We start from the raw sequence: 16,697 nt of genomic DNA on the forward strand, positions 1-16,697 counted from the left end.
TAGGGAACCGGCTTAATGGAACTCGGTTCCACAAAATCCCACCGACAGCTCTGTCGGTTCGGTAAGCGTTTGCCCTATGGTGAGCGAGCGTACGCGGACAGTTAACGCCCCGAACTATCCGATGAGGTAAATCCCATGAAGAGACGCTTTCGCGCGCTCGCCCTGGCTGCCGTTCTGGCCGCCGGCGCGACGCTCGCCGCCCCCAGCGCTTTCGCCGAGGTCGAGCCGGGTGGCTGGACCTCCTACTCCCCCTCCTTCACCGAGCAGGAACGCGGCTGCGGTCAGATCAACGGCCTGACCTTCCAGCTGACCTGCTCCACCGGCAGTGGCGACCAGCGCGCCGAACGCCGGTACGCCACCTACACCAGCGGTTCCCGTCAGTTCGAGGGCTACTTCCGGATCAGCTCGATGAGCGGCACCCGGATCAGCCTCAAGCAGACCTTCAACGAGAGCTCGGCCGGCCCATTCTTCATGCTCGCGGTGGAGAACGGCGGCCGGCTGTACCGGGTCGGCGGCGGCACCATCGCGAACGGCGCCACCGTCGGGACCTCGGTACGGGTGAACACCGTGCACGTGGTCGGCAGTTCGCACAAGACGTACATCAACGGTTCACTCAAGCTGAACATCTCCAGCCCGGGCGGCAGTTTCTACGACAAGTTCGGCTCCTACCGGACCGACAGCGGCAAGGGACCGGTCACGGTCCAGTGGAGCGGCGTCAACTTCTGGCGGAAGTAGGACTCACGTTGATCCGCATCGCCACCGCGGCGACGTTGCTGGCCGTGCTGACCGGCTGCGCATCCCACGCGACCGATCAGCCGGCCGGCGCGCCCGCGCCGCCACCGGCCGGCCTCCAGCTCACCGCGACCCTGACGACTCCCACCGACATCACCCTGGACTGGTCCGGCGCCCCCACGGACTCGGCCGGCACGATCGTCGAGTTCGCCACCGAGCCCGAGGGCCGCTACACGATCCTGGACTTCGCCGGCGCCGGCCAGCGCCAGTTCGAGCACCCGGACCTGATGCCGAAGACACCGTTCTACTACCGGGTCACCCCGGTCCTCGGCCCGGTCTCCACCGCCGTCGAGGTCAAGTTGCCCGCAGCAACCATTTACCGGACCGCCGGCGAGAGCCCGACGGCGAACGCGCCAACCGAGGTGGCCGCCAAGTCGGTGGGCAAGGACGGCGTCCGGGTGACCTGGAAGGACAACGCCTCCGACGAGGACGGCTACCTGCTGGAGATCAAGCCGCACGGCCGGCCGCAGTACCGGGTGGCGGGATTCGTCGACCCGGACTCGACCTTCACCGAGCTGACCACGCTGCCTGCCGAACGCATCGCGTCGTACCGGATCCGGGCCTTCCACCGAGGCGAACCCTCCAACCTCGCTCATCAGACCACCGGCGCGGACTGAGCTGGCAGCTTCCGGACAGCTCACTGTCCGAACAGGGTCGGCAACCTAGAGTTGATCGACCCTATGGAAGGAAGCCGATGAGACGTCAGCTCGTGTTGAGCCTTGCGCTGGTGGTGATCGGCGCCGGAGCAACCACCGGCCAGGCGGCCGCGGCCGCCGTCGAGATCACTCCGTCGGGTAGTTCCGTGTCAGCCAGCACGAGCGATGCCAACGTCGCCGCGAACGTGGTGGACAACAGCTACACGACCCGCTGGTCAGGCGATGGCGACGGCGCGTGGCTGCAGCTCGATCTCGGAGCGTCCCGCGCCGTGTCGCACCTGAAGGTCGCCGTCTACAAGGGCGACACCCGCAAGAACGACTTCGAGCTTCAGCTCTGGAACGGCTCGGCCTGGATCGACGTGTTCGACGGCCGGAGCAGCGGCACCACCACCGGGCTGCAGACCTTCGACTTCACCGACCAGCCCGCGTCGAAGATCCGGTACGTCGGCCACGGGTACGTCGAGAACAGCGGCACTACCGGCAGCTGGAACAGCATCACCGAGATCGAGGTCTGGGGCGCCGACGGCGGAACCGACCCCGGCGGCGTGCCGGCTGACGTGCTCGATCTGACGAACTGGAAGCTGACCCTGCCGACGGGCTCGGCCGGCAGCCCGACCGAGATCAAGCGACCCGCCCTGGACACCTACACCAACACCCCGTACTTCGTGGTCGCCGGCGACGGCGTCCAGTTCCGGGCCCCGGTCAACGGGGTGACCACGAGTGGCTCGAGCAACCCGCGCTCGGAACTGCGGGAGATGGCGAACAACGGCACCAGCAACGCCAGTTGGTCGTCGACCTCGGGGACGCACACGCTGGTGGTGCGCGAGTCGTTCGACCACCTGCCGACCGAGAAGCCGCATCTGGTCGGAGCCCAGATCCACGACGCCGACGACGACGTCACCGTGTTCCGCCTGGAAGGCAGCAGCCTCTACATCACCAACGGCGACACCACCCACCACAAGCTGGTCACCAGCTCGTACGTGCTCGGCACTGTCTACGAGGCGAAGTTCGTGGTCAGCGGCGGCAAGGTGAAGGCCTATTACAACGGCGTCCTGCAGACGACCCTCAGCAAGTCCTTCTCCGGGGCTTACTTCAAGGCTGGTGCCTACACCCAGGCGAACTGCGGCAACTCGTCACCTTGCGCCGCGACCAACTACGGCCAGACCACCATCCACGACCTGACCGTCAGCCACTCGTGAGCCCTACTTCTTGGCGTTGCGCGACCAGACGAAGCAGTAGGCGCCGAAGCAGGCGATGCCCAGCGCCATCAGGGTGAGCAGCACCGAGCCGAAGGGCTGGTCCTTCAACGTGCGCAGCGCGGTGTCGAGGCCACCGGCCTTCTCCGGGTCGTAGTTGATGGCGGCCACCGCGAACAGGACACCGACGATCACGAAGGCGACGCCCTTGGCGGCGTAGCCGACCCGGCCGAGCATGATGGTCGACTCGGAGACGCCGCCGGTCAGGTCCTCGGTGAACTTCTTGGTGTAGGCCTTGTACAGCTGGCGGATGCCGACGCCGATGATGACCAGGCCGATCACCACGACCAGGATCCGGCCGGGGCCGGACTCCATCAGCTTGGCGGTCATACCCTTCTGCTGGTTGCCGCCGCCGGAGCCCATCGCCATCCTGGCGGCGCTGATCGACAGCGCGAGGTAGACGACGCCGCGGCCGGCCGACGAGACCTTCTTCTCGGTGTCGAGGTGGCCGTAGACGAGCTCCAGCACCTTCCAGACCACCAGCGCGAGCAGCCCGATCGCGACCACCCACAGCAACGCGGTGCCGAAGGGCTTGCTGGCCAGTTCCTGCAGGGCGCCTTGCTGGTCAGCCTGCTCGGACGACTTCCCCCACGCGAGTTGCAGGGCGATCCAGGCGATCAACAGGTGGACAACGCCGTACGCGATCAGGCCGACGGTGATCGCGACGGAGTACAAACGGCTGTTCTGTGCTCTTTGGGCGGTGGTCATACAAATCCACGTACCCACGGGAAAACGGGGCCTCAGGCACTGATTGGCGCACTGGCCTCGCGGTCGGCTTCCTCGACGTCGCCGTACTCGCCGGACTTGTACGCTCTGCGACCGAGCGTCCACACATAGACAAAAAATCCGAGCTCCGCGAGTACGCCGATGCCGACCCGGACCGCGGTCGGGAACGGCGACGGGGTGACGAACGCTTCGATCAGACCGGTGACCAGCAGGATCGCGCCGAGGCCGATCGCCATCCCGACGGTGGCCCGGCCGGTCTGGGCCAGCGCCTGCATCCTGGTTCGCGGCCCGGGCGCGATCCAGGACCAGCCGAGCCGCAGCCCGGCCGCCGCCGCGACGAACACCGCGGTCAGCTCGAGCAGACCGTGCGGCGTGATCAGGCCGAAGAACACATCGGCCCGGTCGTAGCTGATCATGATCCCGGCCATCTCGCCCAGGCGCGTCGACTCGTTCCACAGCACGAACACCACCGGGACCAGCAGCACCCCGATCGCCAGTACCGCGGCCGAGATGGTCGCGTTGTTGATCCAGACCCGCAGGGCGAAGTCCTGGGCCGGGTTCTCCGAGTAGTAGCTGGCGAAGTCCTTGTCGACGAGCTCCTGGATCTGCGACGGCGTACTGACCGAGTCGAGCACCTCTGGGTGCGCGATGATCCGCCAGGCCATCCAGGTGGCCACCAGGTAGAACAACAGACCGACGGTGAGCCACCAGCGGCGTGACGCGTACAGAGCGGCAGGAAAGCTCACCAGGAAGTACCGGGAGATGTCCCGCCAGACAGGAGCCTGCGCACCGGTCACTGCGCCTCTCGCGTCGGCGATGAGGCCTGATAGCCGTCCGATGGTGACAGGGTCGGCGCCACTGGCCCTCAGCGCCGACAGGTGTGTACCGACGCGCTGGTAGAGCGACACGAGCTCATCGGCCTCGGCACCGGTCAGCCGGCGCTGCCGACGAGTCAGAGCGGCCAGCCGATCCCACTGCGGCTGATGCACGGACACGAACGCTTCTACGTCCATCAGCCCTCCCTAAGCTCTACTGGCTCTTTGCTGCGTCACACTAGCTGTCCGGGGTGTCGGTTTACGGGTAGGGAGGGCTGCGGTGTCTCAGCTGGTCACGGGGGAAGCGGTGGTCCTCGAGGTGCGGATCGCGCGGATGCCGACCCGGGCGCTGGCCTGCGCGATCGACTTCGTCATCCAGGTGATCGTGCTGACCGTGCTGCTCGGCGCGCTGCTCGGCTTCCTGCTGACCGAGGCGAGCCAGGCCCTCGGGATCGCGCTGGTGTTCATCACCGTGCTGCTGGTGCTGGTCGGCTACAAGGTCGTGATGGAGACGCTGACCCGGGGCAAGACGCTCGGCAAGATGATGCTCGGCCTCAAGGTGGTCCGCGACGACGGCAGCTCGATCAGGTTCCGGCACGCGCTGGTCCGGGCGCTGCTGTGGTTGTTCGTCGACTTCGCGCCCTGGTTCGCGGCCAGCCCGGGGATCGTGGCGAGCCTGATGAACAAGCAGGGCAAGCGGATCGGCGACATGGTCGCAGGCACGGTGGTGATCCGCGAGCGGCACCAGCCGATGGCGTCGCCGCCGCTGTTCGTTCCTGGTCATCTGGTCCAGTGGGCGCAGTCGCTGGAGCTGTCGCGCCTGACAGACGAGCTGGCGAACACCTCCCGCGAGTACCTCGCGCGGTACATGGAGCTAGAGCCAGTCGCCCGGATCTCCCTCGGTGACGCCCTGGCCTACCGAGTCGGCCAGGTGGTAGCTCCCGCACCCCCGGTGACGATCATCGCCCCCGCGTTCCTGTCCGCAGTACTGGCCGAACGCCGCCGCCGTGAGCTCTCCCGCCTAGCCACCGCCAGAGCCACCTACGCAACAACCACAGGCCCTTTCGGTCCCCCGGTGAACCCGTACGCCGTACCAGCCGGCCCCTTCGCCCCACCCAGCCCCTACGGCCTGCAACCCGCACCCGACAGCCACGTCAGGCCGCCGAACCTCCAGCCCTACCCACCACACTCCCCGCCCCCCACACCCCAGCCCACCAAGATCAACGCCGAAGGCTGGCACGCCCCCGGCAGCGAACCAGATCAGTGGACCTAACCCGACTACTCTTGCGACCATGTCGCATCAACCGGATTGGACCACCTGGCTGACCCGCTGGGACACCCAGCAGGCCGGCTACCTCCCCGACCGCGAGGACCAGTTCCAGCTCATGCTGGACGTCGTCCACCGCCTCGTCGACCAGCCGAAGCGGTTCGTAGACCTGGCCTGCGGCCCCGGCTCGATCTCCGCCCGCGCCACCCGGCGCTTCCCCCAGGCCGAGATCATCGGCCTCGACCTCGACCCGTTCCTGCTGGAGATCGCCCGGCAGACCACCGCCTCCGACCAGGTCCGCTTCGCCGAGGCCAACCTGCGGACACCAGGCTGGGACGCAGTAATGGGTGACTGTCAGATCGACGCCGTCTGCTCGGCCACCGCACTGCACTGGCTCGACCCGGCCGACCTCGACGCCGTCGCGCAGACCCTCGGCCGCCGGATCCGCCCGGGCGGCGTGTTCCTCAACGCCGACACCATGCGGCTCGGCCCCGACGAGGTACCGCGGCTGGACGCGCTCGCCGTCGAGCTGCGCGACGAGATCTGGGCCGGCTCGCACGCCAGCGGCGTCGAGGACTGGCAGACCTGGTGGGACGCGGCCGCCGCGGAGCCCGCCTTCGCCGAACTGCTGGCCGAGCGGGAAGCCCGGTTCGCGGATCGCTGGAAGGGCCGCGACATCACCCTGACCGACACGATCCAGTCGTACCGCAAGGCCGGTTTCGCCGAGGTCGCCGTACTGGGCCAGGTCGCCGACAAGCACCTCTTCGCCGCCATCCGCTGACCGGAACGCCGAAGGGCGCCGTACCGGAGACCTCCCGGTACGACGCCCTTCGGCTCGAACTCAGTAGCGGTAAGCGTCCGACTTGTACGGACCCTCGACCGGAATCCCGAGGTACTCCGCCTGCTCCTTGGACAGCTCGGTCAGCTTGACCCCGAGCGCGCCGAGGTGCAGCTTGGCGACCATCTCGTCCAGGTGCTTGGGCAGCACGTAGACGTCGGTCGGGTACTCCGCGGTCTTCGCGAACAGCTCGATCTGCGCCAGCACCTGGTTGGTGAACGAGTTCGACATCACGAACGACGGGTGCCCGGTCGCGTTGCCGAGGTTCAGCAGCCGGCCCTCGGACAGCACGATGATGGTGTGACCGTCCGGGAAGCGGAACTCGTCGACCTGCGGCTTGATGTTGACCCGCTCGATACCGGCCGTCTTGTAGAGCCCGGCCATGTCGATCTCGTTGTCGAAGTGACCGATGTTGCCGACGATGGCCTGGTGCTTCATCGCCGCCATGTGGTCGGCGGTGATGACGTCCTTGTTGCCGGTGGTGGTGACGAAGATGTCGACGATCCCGACGACGTCCTCGATCGTGGTGACCTGGTAGCCGTCCATCGCCGCCTGCAGCGCGCAGATCGGGTCGATCTCGGTGACGATCACCCGGGCACCCTGGCCGCGCAGCGACTCCGCGCAGCCCTTGCCGACGTCGCCGTAGCCCGCGACCAACGCGACCTTGCCGCCGATCAGCACGTCGGTGGCCCGGTTGATGCCGTCGATCAGCGAGTGCCGGCAGCCGTACTTGTTGTCGAACTTCGACTTGGTGACCGAGTCGTTGACGTTGATCGCCGGGAACAGCAGCGCGCCGGCCTTGTGCATCTCGTACAGCCGGTGCACGCCGGTGGTGGTCTCCTCGGTGACACCCTTGATGCCCTGGCCGATGGTGGTCCAGCGCTGCGGGTCCTCCTGCAGGGTCCGGGTCAGCACCGACAGGACGACGGCGTACTCCTCCGACTCCGCGGTGGACGGGTCCGGAACGACGCCGGCCTTCTCGAACTCGGTGCCCTTGTGGACGAGCATGGTGGCGTCGCCACCGTCGTCCAGGATCATGTTCGGTCCTTCACCGGGCCAGTTCAGCGCCTGCTCGGTGCACCACCAGTACTCCTCCAGCGTCTCGCCCTTCCAGGCGAAGACCGGGACACCCTGCGGGGCGTCGGCAGTACCGTCCGGGCCGACGACGACCGCGGCGGCCGCGTGGTCCTGGGTGGAGAAGATGTTGCAGGAGACCCAGCGCACCTCGGCGCCGAGCGCCGTCAGCGTCTCGATCAGCACCGCGGTCTGGATGGTCATGTGCAGCGAGCCCATGATCCGGGCGCCGGCCAGCGGCTTGCTCTCGCCGTACTGCGCGCGCATCGCCATCAGACCCGGCATCTCGTGCTCGGCGAGCCGGATCTCCTTGCGCCCGAACTCGGCCAGGCCGAGGTCTGCCACCTTGTAGTCGAAGGTCATACCGTTACCGCTCCCCTGGGGACGTGGTTACTTGCTGCCGAGTTCGAGCCTAGAGGTCCGGGGCCGGGTGACGGGCCGCCGGGTCGGCGTTTTTGACACTGAAATGTCAGGATTGGCGTCATGCGCATCACCGAGGCGGCCAAGAGCCTGGGCACCACCCCCCGCATGCTCCGCTACCGGGAGGCGCTCGGGCTGCTGCCCAGTTCCCGCGCCACCCGCACCACCCAGCGCCAGTACGACGGCCGCGACCTGGCCGCGGTCAAGCTCGCCCTCGAACTGGAACGCCGGTACGACGTGACGCCGGCCGCGCTCGCCTTCGCCCTGAAAGCCCTGGCCGAGCCGTCGGTCGCCGCCGACATCCGCGACCTCGGTTACCGCACCGGCCGGCTGACCTCGCCGCCGAGCCCGGCCGAGATCGATCGCGAACGCGCCCTGCGCTGGCTCGGCCGGTCCGGCACCCTGCCGCCGCCGCACAACCGTCCACGCTGAATAAAAACGACCACGATTACACCATTAACAATTTCTGTCATATTCATTGCAGGTTCCTGCAACTAATTCCACTCGTTACCTTTTCGTGACCCTGCGGGATTGCTTCGTATTGTGTAGGTCTCGTATCTTTTCCGTCACGAGGGGGTTGCGGAGCCGAGTTTTTTTTCCGGATGAATTTCTGGTTCGCAGCACCCCTTTCCGCCCCGTTTTCTAGGAAAGGGAAAACGAATGAACAAGGCACGTAAGGGAATGGCCGTCGCGCTGATGGCGGGACTCGGTTTCGCTGGCGTCGGCGTCGCGCTGCCGTCGGCCAACGCCTGGCTGCACGTGGGCATCGAGACCCGCAAGCCCGCCGAGGGCGGCACCTGGAAGTACGGCTTCGAGAACGTGAAGGTGCGTTCGTACTACACCGTGAGCGGCTGCCACGGCTCGTCGGTCAAGCTGAACGGCGACCTGGTCCGCAGCATCAACACCGCGTCGAACCAGAAGTCGATCGCGGAGAAGTCCGCCATCAACACCCCGGGCGCGGACGACGCTTACTACTACCGCACCTGCTGATAAACCGCTGAGCGCAACCGGCCCGGTCGGCCCCCAACGGCCGGGCCGGTGGCATGTGCGCAGAGTCGCGTCGGGTAGCGCTGCGTGCGAAGATGAGCGGCCACCACGGGGCATCCGTCCCGCCCACCCCTGATTTGATCGCCTGGAGACAAGCCGGTGCACAGGAAAATCGCCGTCGCGGTGTCGGCGCTGCTGTTCGCGCTGCTGGCGGTGGCCGTCACGCTGGTCGCGACCATGCACGACCGGTCGTATCCCCAGGAACTGTCGACGAAGTCGATCGTCAACCTCGACTTCTCCAGCACCGGGATGGACGAGACCCAGGCGATCCGCGAGCTCGGCGTACTGAGCGACAGCCTGCACCTCGGCCTGGTCAAGGTCGCGCCGGATCTCAGCGGCGACCAGACCGGCCAGGTGTTCGTGAAGGTCGGCACCGAAGGCGACCTGCCCGAGCGGGTCCGCCGGTTCGGCAACGACCAGGACGCCACCGTCCGCGGCAAAGAAGCACTCGAGCACTCCTACGCCTCCGGCGAATACCTTGTCACCGGCTCCACCAACGGACTCCCGGCCTTCAAAACCTGGCTGACCGGGCACCGGGTAATCACCAAATGGAACGACAACAATCTCGGCGGGACGCTGCGGCTGGTCGTCAAACAAGGCAGTTTCGCCACCAGCCTGCTGGCCGCGACCGCGCTGATGGTGTCGCTGGTCTTGTACTGGCTGTCGGTCAAGGCCCGCGGCCGGGCCCTGCGCGCACTGGCCGGTGTCTCGACCTGGCGGATCCAGTACGAGGACCTGGCCGGATTCCTGGTCGCGATCCTGACCGGCGCGGTCGTGGTCGATGTCCTCGCATTGGCGTGGACAGGGGTCGCGCAAGGCTGGGATTTCGTCCCGAAGTACCTCGGAATCTTGGTCACGTTCGACGTGATCGTGATCGCGCTGACGATGGCCTTCGCGGTCGGCATGTCAGCCGCGTCCTGGCCAGGCCCGGCGATGCTGGCCAGGCGCGAACCAGCGGTCAAGTCGCTGGGCAAGGTGTCACTGGTCCTCAAAGGACTGACCTTCGTGCTGGTACTGGCCGCCGTCGCGCCCGCCTTCACCGCGTACACCACTGCTCGTGGATCGGCCGAGCAACAAGCCCGCTGGAAGGCACTGGCCGACCAGGTCGTGGTGTCGGTCCCGGCGGCGCTGGGCGAAGAGGGTTTCCAGCAGATCATGAAGCAGGTCGGCGATGTGGTCGGCGACGCGGAGAAGAAGGACGCGGTCGCGCTGTCGTACACCTGGGAGGACGAGGCGCTGGAAGGCGTCGACCTCGGCAAGTACGACACGTTGGCGCTGGTCAGTCCAGGCTGGTTACGGCTGATGAACAAGGGCGCGTCCGGTGACCTGCCCGGGTTGTCGGCGCTGCCGGCCGATCAGCTTCCGGCCGGGGTCAAGGAGTTCGTCGGGCCGAACCTGGACCTGTGGACCAGGGACAAGTCGACCGGCGCCGCGGCGCTGAGCAAGATCTCCTTCTACCACTTCTCCCAAGCAGGCAAGGTGCCGTTGGCCGGCGGTGGCAGCGGGGAACTGATCTTCCCCAAGGACGCGATCGTGATGGTCGCGCCGCAGCTGCACGCCACCTTCAACGACGACTTCCTCGCCTCCGCGGCGTCCACCCGCAACCTGGTCTTCACCGGCCTCGGGCAAACCCAGGCGCTGCTGATCGAGCACGGGCTGCAGTACAAGACACAGGTGAAGTACGCGGCCGAGGAAGGCGTCCTGCTGGCGCAGTTCACGGCGTACTTCGCTTGGCTGCAAGGCGTTTCGCTGATCGCGCTGATCGTCGCACTGGTGGTCTCGTCGCTGATCGCCGCCTTCATCACCGCCGTACTGCGCGCCAAACGCGACTTCCCCTTGCGCCTGGCCGGCCAGGAATGGCGGGAGATCCTGGCCGACCGGGTGATCATCGAGTGGTGCGTCGGCCTCGGCCTGGCCGTGATGATCATCGGCTTCCGCCGCGGCGACGGAGCCCTGCTGGTCGCCGCCGCCGCGCTGGTCGGACTGCTCGCCGCGCCGGTGACGCACCTGCTGGCCACCCGCTGGACCTTCGAGAACGTCAGCCGACGCAGACTGTAGACGGGAAGAAAACGCGATCATGAAGATAGAAGCCGAAGCCGTCTCCGTCGTCATCGACGGCCGCCCGATCGTCCACCAGGCGTCCCTCGTGTTCGAGCCCGGCACGATGACCGCGCTGGTCGGGCCCAGCGGCTGCGGCAAGACGACCCTGCTGCACTGCCTCGGCCTGCTCCAGCAGCCGACCTCTGGCCGGGTGCTGGTCGACGGCGTCGACACCACCGACTGGAAGGCCGGCCAACGCCGCCGCTTCTGGAAGGACTCCGGCGCCTTCGTCCTGCAGGACTACGGCGTGATGGAGGAGGAGTCGGTCGCCTTCAACGTGGTGATGAAGTCGAGCATCTTCGGCTCCCGCGTCCTCGGCAACCAGACCGCGCTCAACGAGGCCCTCGACCTGACCGGCCTGACCGGCCGCAACAACGAACTGTCCTCCCACCTCAGCGGCGGCGAGAAACAACGCCTGTCCATCGCCCGCGCCATCTACAAGAACGCCAAAGCAGTCTTCGTCGACGAGCCCACGGCTTCTCTGGACGAAGCGAACCGGACCCGGGTGATCTCCCTGTTCCGCGCCCTGGCCGGCCGCGGCTGCACCGTCATCGTCGCCACCCACGACGACGAAATGATGGCCGCCTGCGACACCCGCCACTCCCTGGTCCGCCCCGAACTGGTCACCAACAACATTTAGTAACCCCAACCACCAGCACCCACCGGCGCGGGTCCCCGCCGCCGGCTCCACCGCTTACTGCGGAGTGCTACGCCAAGCCAGCACCGACAGCCGAGCAATAGCGGACTCCGCGGGCCTCCACGCAGTAAGCGGTAGGAGCCGGAAAGCCCCAGCCACCTGCAGCGTGTGCTGGTGGCTGGGGCTTTCCAAATACAAAAGTTGTTAGTGGGAAGGCGCCTCGGGAACGGCGGGGCGTTCTTCTCGGTTGTAACCCTCGGCATAAATATCCGGCTCGAGGTAAACGTGCTGCGACATCGGCTCCGCCTCGCGAATTGCGCGCTCGGCAGCATTGATGGTCTCCGCGATGGTTGCCGCGTCGGCATCCGTCGGGACACCGAGCTTGGCCGCCACCAGGACCTCTTCCGGACCCAGGTGCAGGGTGCGGATGTGGATCAGGCGCTGGACGCCGGGGGTGTTCTCGATCGCGGCGACGATCTTCTGCTGCGCCTCGCGGGTGGCCGACTCGCCGAGCAGCAGCGACTTCATCTCGATCGCCAGGAAGATCGCGACCACCACCAGCAGCGCGCCGATCGCCATCGAGCCGAGGCCGTCGAAGACTCCGTTGCCGGTGGCAAGGGTCAGCACGACGCCGATCAGCGCCAGCACCAGGCCGGTCAGCGCGGCGAAGTCCTCGAGCAGGATCACCGGCAGCTCGGGTGAGCGGGCGTTGCGGATGAAGCGGGTCCACGACGTGTTGCCGCGGATCTTGTTCGCCTCGACGATCGCGGTCCGGAACGACAGCGACTCCATCACGATCGCGGCCAGCAGGACGGCGACCGGCACCCACTTCCAGTGCTCGATCGCGTGCGGCTCGTGCACCTTGTGGTAGCCCTCGTACAGCGCGAACAACCCACCGACGCTGAACAGCACGATCGCGACGATGAACGAGTAGACGTAGCGCTCCCGGCCGAAGCCGAACTGGTGCAGCTCGTCGGCCTCCCGCTTGGCCCGCTTGGCGCCGACCAGCAGCAGCACCTGGTTGCCCGCGTCGGCCAGGGAGTGGATCGCCTCGGCCAGCATGGAGGCCGACGAGGTCAGCCCCCAGGCGGCGAATTTCGTGACCGCGATACCGGTGTTAGCCAGTAGTGCCGCGACGACGGCTTTGTTACCGCCACCAGCCATGTTCGTTGTCCTCCGGGGGCTCTCAAGACAAGGGGATCAGCGAGCGGACACGACGAACGCCGTGCCGGAACCACGCAGAGTACAGGGTCCTTCGGGTCCACGAAGAAACGCGGACTGCCCAGCGGACAACTCCACCACCTCATCGGTGCCCCCGGCACCGACCGTGGCCGATCCGTCCACACACGCGACGATCCGCGGACCTCCGGCGGCCACCTCGACCGGAGTACCGGCCAGGTCGATCCGCCGTACGGCGAAGTACTCACAGCCCGTCTCGTACTCCGTCACGCCCGGTGCCACCGCGGTCCCGGCGAGCAGCGGCGACTCCAGCGGTTCGAAGTCAACCACCGACACCAGCTCCGGTACGTCGACGTGCTTGCGCGTCAGCCCACCACGCAACACGTTGTCCGAGTTCGCCATCACCTCGAAGCCCGTGCCGTGCAGATAAGCGTGAACGTTCCCGGCCGGCAGGTAGACCGCGTCGAAGCGCTCCAACCGCACCCGGTTGAGCAGCAACGCGGCCAGCACCCCCGGGTCGTCCGGGAACTCGTCGCACAGTCGGGCCAGCGTCTCGGTCTCCAACGCGAACTCTGCACCCTCGTACGCACGGCAGGCCTCGCCGAGCGCCGCGACCAACGGACGAATGGCATCCCGGTCGGTGCTCATGAACGACGTGAACGCCTCTTGCAGCTTGCCGTCGAGCAGCAGCTCGCGCAGTTCGTCCAGCACTCCCAGCGTCTGGAGCAGCGCGACCGACGATGCAATCGGCCGGAAGCCGACCAACGCGTCGAAAGGCCCGAGCGCGATCAGGATCTCCGGCTTCGGCCAGGCGTCCTTGTAGTTGCGATCGCCGGCGTCCCGCGGAATCCCGGCCGCCTCGTCCCGCGCGAAGCCGTCCACGGCCTGCTCCCGCGAGGGGTGCGCCTGGATCGACAACGGCTGCTCGGCGGCCAGGATCTTTGCCAGGAAGGGAAACCGCCCGTCGAAAGCAGCGGCGGTCTCCTCCCCCAGCACACCGACGGCGTCCGCGGACACCAAAGCGAACAACGACTCCCCCGACGGCAGCAGGGAGGGCGCCGACTCGTGCGCGCCCATCCACACCTCGGCCTGCGGCCGGCCATCCGGTTCCACCCCGATCAGCTCGGGGATCGCGGTCCGCGAACCCCAGGCGTAGTCGCGGATGGTGTTCTGGAGCCGAACTACCACGCCGGGTCCTCCGCCGGGTTGCCTGCACCGCTCGGAGCCTGGTCGTCCCTCGGGGTGCCGTAGCGGCCCAGACCAATGCCCAGGTACGCCGCGGCGTACCGGCCGTGCTGCGTCAGTGCGGCGTACCGGGCGACGTCGGTCCCGTTCGCCTGGGTCACCACGTGCACCCGTACGTCGTGACGCTCCGCCTTGTCCATCAGCTGGCGACGGTGCTCGGCAACGCCTGCGTCCTCGACACCGTCGTCCAGGATGACCAGACCGGGCCGGAGCTCCTCTGCCTGGTCGAAGGGGTCGGCAAAGACATCCCGCGGCGGCTGGCTCGCCAGCACCGGCAGCAGGTGTCCACAGTCGGCTGCAAGAGCCGGACGGCCGGTAGCGAGCCGCACAGCCTCCACAACACGTCGCGCGGCACGAGCGGCCAGTACAGACCCACCCCAGACCAGCGGCAGCGCGTCGGCCAGCATGAGCGCCAGGTCCTTGGCCGGGTTCGACGCCAGGTCGAGGTTGGGCGAGCACTCGATCGCCACCTCGTCGAGCATCTCCGCGACCGCCTTGGCGTCCACAGCGGGTCCGAGGTCCATCTGGTGCAACCCCTGCAGTACTGCGACAGCGGCAGCCAGCTGGTCATCCGACTGCGACGGCAGCCGTACTGCGTGCCGGGAACCGGCAGAGGCCTGCGCTACCGGGGAGTCCGGCGGTGCGGCGACCAGGAGACCCGCGCCACGTCGTACGGCCTCGGATGCGGCAGACACCGCGCCCGGGTCGTCGTCGGAGCCGCCCAGGACGACCACGAGGTCGAGCGGGCTGGTCCACCCCGGCAGACCCGGACCGGGCCACGCCACGAACGGGACCGGGCAGACCGGCTCCAGCACGGCCCGGACCAGTCGCGCGTCCCGGCCGGCCGCGACGATCGCGCGCGGCCGGAAGCCGTCGGTGGAGAGCTGGGACAGCGAGTCCTCGGAGGCTTCCAGCTCGGCCCGCACGCGCGCGCCGGCACCGGCGAGCCGGCGGAGCAGGTGGTCGGAAGCCTCGAGGGCGGCCGGGTCGTCCAGCCGCGAATCGTCGAAGGCACTCATCAGTTGTCGGAAGCCTCGGCATCCTTGGTCTCGCGCGCCTCGTCGATCAGCAGCACCGGGATGTCGTCGCGGACCGGGTAGGCCAGCGCGCAGGTCGCGTTGGTGCAGACCAGCTCACTGGCCTCGTCGTCCACGCGGAACTCCGACCGGCACTTCGGACAGACCAGGATGCTCAGCAGGTCGGGGTCCAGGTTCACAGGCATTATTTCTTCTCCTCCACCGGCGCACCGGTGATCAGGGCCAGTACTTCGTCGCGAACACGCTCCATGGTGGCGGCGTCCCCGGCCTCGACGTTAAGCCGCAGCAGCGGCTCGGTGTTCGACGTGCGCACGTTGAACCACCAGTCTCCTGCGTCGATCGTCAGACCGTCCAGGTGGTCAACGGTAATGCCCTCCCGGTCGCCGTAGGTGTCCTCGATCGCCGCGACCGTGGCGGCGGCGTCGTCGACCCGGCTGTTGAGCTCACCGGAGGCGACGTACCGCTCGTAGATCGAGAACAGCTCCGAGGCCGGCTTGTCCTGCTCACCGAGCGCCGCGAGCACGTGCAGTGCCGCGAGCATGCCGGTGTCGGCCCGCCAGAAGTCCCGGAAGTAGTAGTGCGCCGAGTGCTCGCCGCCGAAGACCGCGTCGGTCTCGGCCATCTTCTGCTTGATGTTGGAGTGCCCGACCCGGGTCCGCACCGGCACGCCGCCGTGCTCGGCGACCAGCTCCGGCACCGCCTTGGAGGTGATCAGGTTGTGCAGGATGGTCGACCCGGGGTGCTTGGCCAGCTCCCGGACGGCGACCGCGCCGGTGATCGCGCTCGGCGAGATGGCGTCGCCCTTCTCGTCCACCACGAAGCAGCGGTCGGCGTCGCCGTCGAAGGCCAGCCCCAGGTCGGCGCCGGTCTCGCGCACCCTGGCCTGCAGGTCGACCAGGTTCTTCGGGTCGAGCGGGTTGGCCTCGTGGTTCGGGAAGTTGCCGTCCAGCTCGAAGTACAGCGGCAGGATCTCGACCGGGCCGGTGGCGAAGACGGCCGGCACGGTGTGCCCGCCCATCCCGTTGCCGGCGTCGACGACGACCTTCAGCGGCCGGATGCCGGTCAGGTCGACCAGGTCGTTCAGGTGGTCCGCGTACGCCGTCAGCAGGTCCTTGTGCTTCACGTGCCCCGGTACGGCGACCGGCGACAGCCCGTCGATCAGCGTCTTGGCGACCAGGTCGGCGATATCGCGCAGCCCGGACTCCGCGCCGACCGGCGAGGCGCCCGCGCGGCACATCTTGATCCCGTTGTACTGCGCCGGGTTGTGGCTCGCGGTGAACATCGCACCGGGCAGCTGCAACCGCCCGGAGGCGAAGTACAGCTGGTCGGTGGAGGCCAGCCCGATGTCGATCACATCGGCCCCGGTGCTGGTCACCCCCTCCGCGAAGGCGGCGGCCAGCCCAGGGCTCGACGGACGCATGTCGTAGCCGATCACCACGGCTCCGGGACCGGCGAGAACGTCCAGCACCTCGACGAACGCCGCCCCGGTCGCCCGGGCCACCGCCTCGTCCAGCTCGTCCGGGACGACCCCGCGGACGTCGTACGCCTTGAAGATCGCAGCTACGTCAACCATGCGTGGACCTTATCTGGCCCGACCTCGTACCTGTG

The 16,697-nt window shown here is 67.8% G+C and carries 17 protein-coding genes; 9 read left to right on the forward strand and 8 right to left on the reverse strand.

The window, feature by feature from the left end; all coding sequences use genetic code 11:
• The first annotated feature begins 135 nt into the window (after positions 1 to 135).
• The 3 genes from AB0P21_RS12350 (at position 136) to AB0P21_RS12360 (ending at position 2,647) form a co-directional block, all read left to right on the forward strand.
• A complete protein-coding gene (locus tag AB0P21_RS12350; RefSeq protein ID WP_363696007.1) occupies positions 136 to 735 on the forward strand; it encodes a hypothetical protein in 600 nt (199 codons plus the stop codon).
• Between the two features lie 8 nt (positions 736 to 743).
• Positions 744 to 1,409, forward strand: coding sequence for a fibronectin type III domain-containing protein (locus AB0P21_RS12355; protein WP_363696009.1), 666 nt, complete (start codon positions 744 to 746; stop codon positions 1,407 to 1,409).
• Between the two features lie 77 nt (positions 1,410 to 1,486).
• Positions 1,487 to 2,647, forward strand: a complete 1,161-nt coding sequence (locus AB0P21_RS12360; RefSeq protein WP_363696010.1) for a polysaccharide lyase family 7 protein — start codon at positions 1,487 to 1,489, stop codon at positions 2,645 to 2,647.
• Positions 2,648 to 2,650: 3 nt separating this feature from the next.
• Here the strand turns inward: AB0P21_RS12360 and AB0P21_RS12365 are convergent, their stop codons facing one another.
• The gene (locus AB0P21_RS12365) at positions 2,651 to 3,412 is read right to left on the reverse strand and encodes a DUF1206 domain-containing protein (protein WP_363696011.1); all 762 of its coding nucleotides are present in this window, start codon (positions 3,410 to 3,412) and stop codon (positions 2,651 to 2,653) included.
• A 32-nt stretch (positions 3,413 to 3,444) separates the two neighbouring features.
• On the reverse strand, positions 3,445 to 4,443 hold the full coding sequence (locus AB0P21_RS12370) for a stage II sporulation protein M (RefSeq protein ID WP_363696012.1): 999 nt from the start codon (positions 4,441 to 4,443) through the stop codon (positions 3,445 to 3,447).
• Between the two features lie 82 nt (positions 4,444 to 4,525).
• Here AB0P21_RS12370 and AB0P21_RS12375 point away from each other — a divergent pair, with 82 nt between their 5' ends.
• Together AB0P21_RS12375 and AB0P21_RS12380 are read left to right on the forward strand one after the other, a co-directional pair.
• Positions 4,526 to 5,518, forward strand: coding sequence for an RDD family protein (locus tag AB0P21_RS12375; RefSeq protein ID WP_363696013.1), 993 nt, complete (start codon positions 4,526 to 4,528; stop codon positions 5,516 to 5,518).
• Between the two features lie 19 nt (positions 5,519 to 5,537).
• Positions 5,538 to 6,293 carry a class I SAM-dependent methyltransferase gene (locus tag AB0P21_RS12380; RefSeq protein ID WP_363696014.1) on the forward strand — a complete coding sequence of 252 codons (756 nt, stop codon included), beginning with the start codon at positions 5,538 to 5,540 and terminating at the stop codon, positions 6,291 to 6,293.
• A gap of 60 nt (positions 6,294 to 6,353) precedes the next feature.
• On the opposite strand, the gene ahcY is transcribed toward AB0P21_RS12380, so the two are convergent.
• Positions 6,354 to 7,787, reverse strand: a complete 1,434-nt coding sequence (gene ahcY, locus AB0P21_RS12385) for an adenosylhomocysteinase (protein ID WP_363696015.1) — start codon at positions 7,785 to 7,787, stop codon at positions 6,354 to 6,356.
• A 120-nt stretch (positions 7,788 to 7,907) separates the two neighbouring features.
• Between ahcY and AB0P21_RS12390 the strand changes: the two genes are divergently transcribed.
• From AB0P21_RS12390 to AB0P21_RS12405, 4 genes are all read left to right on the forward strand, one after another.
• Positions 7,908 to 8,276, forward strand: coding sequence for a MerR family transcriptional regulator (locus AB0P21_RS12390; protein WP_363696017.1), 369 nt, complete (start codon positions 7,908 to 7,910; stop codon positions 8,274 to 8,276).
• 228 nt (positions 8,277 to 8,504) lie between these two features.
• Positions 8,505 to 8,834 (forward strand): lactococcin 972 family bacteriocin, encoded by a 330-nt coding sequence (locus AB0P21_RS12395; protein WP_363696018.1) that lies wholly within the window; start codon positions 8,505 to 8,507, stop codon positions 8,832 to 8,834.
• Positions 8,835 to 8,990: 156 nt separating this feature from the next.
• On the forward strand, positions 8,991 to 10,949 hold the full coding sequence (locus AB0P21_RS12400; RefSeq protein WP_363696020.1) for a hypothetical protein: 1,959 nt from the start codon (positions 8,991 to 8,993) through the stop codon (positions 10,947 to 10,949).
• Between the two features lie 19 nt (positions 10,950 to 10,968).
• Positions 10,969 to 11,631 (forward strand): ABC transporter ATP-binding protein, encoded by a 663-nt coding sequence (locus AB0P21_RS12405; protein WP_363696021.1) that lies wholly within the window; start codon positions 10,969 to 10,971, stop codon positions 11,629 to 11,631.
• 201 nt (positions 11,632 to 11,832) lie between these two features.
• Here AB0P21_RS12405 and AB0P21_RS12410 read toward each other — a convergent pair whose 3' ends face one another.
• Genes AB0P21_RS12410 through AB0P21_RS12430 form a run of 5 tightly spaced genes read right to left on the reverse strand, consistent with a single transcriptional unit; the run spans position 11,833 to position 16,662 of the window.
• Positions 11,833 to 12,792, reverse strand: coding sequence for a cation diffusion facilitator family transporter (locus tag AB0P21_RS12410; protein WP_363696022.1), 960 nt, complete (start codon positions 12,790 to 12,792; stop codon positions 11,833 to 11,835).
• A gap of 36 nt (positions 12,793 to 12,828) precedes the next feature.
• Entirely contained in the window at positions 12,829 to 13,995 is a 1,167-nt protein-coding gene (gene manA / locus AB0P21_RS12415; protein ID WP_363696023.1) for a mannose-6-phosphate isomerase, class I, read from the reverse strand.
• The gene (locus tag AB0P21_RS12420) at positions 13,989 to 15,071 is read right to left on the reverse strand and encodes a hypothetical protein (RefSeq protein ID WP_363696024.1); all 1,083 of its coding nucleotides are present in this window, start codon (positions 15,069 to 15,071) and stop codon (positions 13,989 to 13,991) included. Before AB0P21_RS12420 ends, manA begins: the two co-directional genes overlap by 7 nt.
• The gene (locus AB0P21_RS12425) at positions 15,071 to 15,274 is read right to left on the reverse strand and encodes a Trm112 family protein (RefSeq protein ID WP_363696025.1); all 204 of its coding nucleotides are present in this window, start codon (positions 15,272 to 15,274) and stop codon (positions 15,071 to 15,073) included. Before AB0P21_RS12425 ends, AB0P21_RS12420 begins: the two co-directional genes overlap by 1 nt.
• On the reverse strand, positions 15,274 to 16,662 hold the full coding sequence (locus AB0P21_RS12430; protein ID WP_363696026.1) for a phosphomannomutase/phosphoglucomutase: 1,389 nt from the start codon (positions 16,660 to 16,662) through the stop codon (positions 15,274 to 15,276). The genes AB0P21_RS12425 and AB0P21_RS12430 overlap by 1 nt, the downstream gene beginning before the upstream one ends.
• Positions 16,663 to 16,697 lie beyond the last annotated feature (35 nt).

This window comes from Kribbella sp. NPDC056861, from assembly GCF_040687575.1.
Taxonomy (GTDB): Bacteria; Actinomycetota; Actinomycetes; order Propionibacteriales; family Kribbellaceae; genus Kribbella.

Bases quoted from the DNA above. Each gene is read 5' to 3' on its own strand.
- AB0P21_RS12405 (WP_363696021.1), top strand. From the start codon at position 10,969: ATGAAGATAGAAGCCGAAGCCGTCTCCGTCGTCATCGACGGCCGCCCG.
- AB0P21_RS12360 (WP_363696010.1), top strand. From the start codon at position 1,487: ATGAGACGTCAGCTCGTGTTGAGCCTTGCGCTGGTGGTGATCGGCGCC.
- ahcY (WP_363696015.1), bottom strand. From the start codon at position 7,787: ATGACCTTCGACTACAAGGTGGCAGACCTCGGCCTGGCCGAGTTCGGG.
- AB0P21_RS12425 (WP_363696025.1), bottom strand. From the start codon at position 15,274: ATGCCTGTGAACCTGGACCCCGACCTGCTGAGCATCCTGGTCTGTCCG.
- AB0P21_RS12390 (WP_363696017.1), top strand. From the start codon at position 7,908: ATGCGCATCACCGAGGCGGCCAAGAGCCTGGGCACCACCCCCCGCATG.
- AB0P21_RS12350 (WP_363696007.1), top strand. From the start codon at position 136: ATGAAGAGACGCTTTCGCGCGCTCGCCCTGGCTGCCGTTCTGGCCGCC.
- AB0P21_RS12410 (WP_363696022.1), bottom strand. From the start codon at position 12,792: ATGGCTGGTGGCGGTAACAAAGCCGTCGTCGCGGCACTACTGGCTAAC.
- AB0P21_RS12395 (WP_363696018.1), top strand. From the start codon at position 8,505: ATGAACAAGGCACGTAAGGGAATGGCCGTCGCGCTGATGGCGGGACTC.
- AB0P21_RS12365 (WP_363696011.1), bottom strand. From the start codon at position 3,412: ATGACCACCGCCCAAAGAGCACAGAACAGCCGTTTGTACTCCGTCGCG.
- AB0P21_RS12380 (WP_363696014.1), top strand. From the start codon at position 5,538: ATGTCGCATCAACCGGATTGGACCACCTGGCTGACCCGCTGGGACACC.
- AB0P21_RS12420 (WP_363696024.1), bottom strand. From the start codon at position 15,071: ATGAGTGCCTTCGACGATTCGCGGCTGGACGACCCGGCCGCCCTCGAG.
- AB0P21_RS12430 (WP_363696026.1), bottom strand. From the start codon at position 16,662: ATGGTTGACGTAGCTGCGATCTTCAAGGCGTACGACGTCCGCGGGGTC.
- AB0P21_RS12370 (WP_363696012.1), bottom strand. From the start codon at position 4,443: ATGGACGTAGAAGCGTTCGTGTCCGTGCATCAGCCGCAGTGGGATCGG.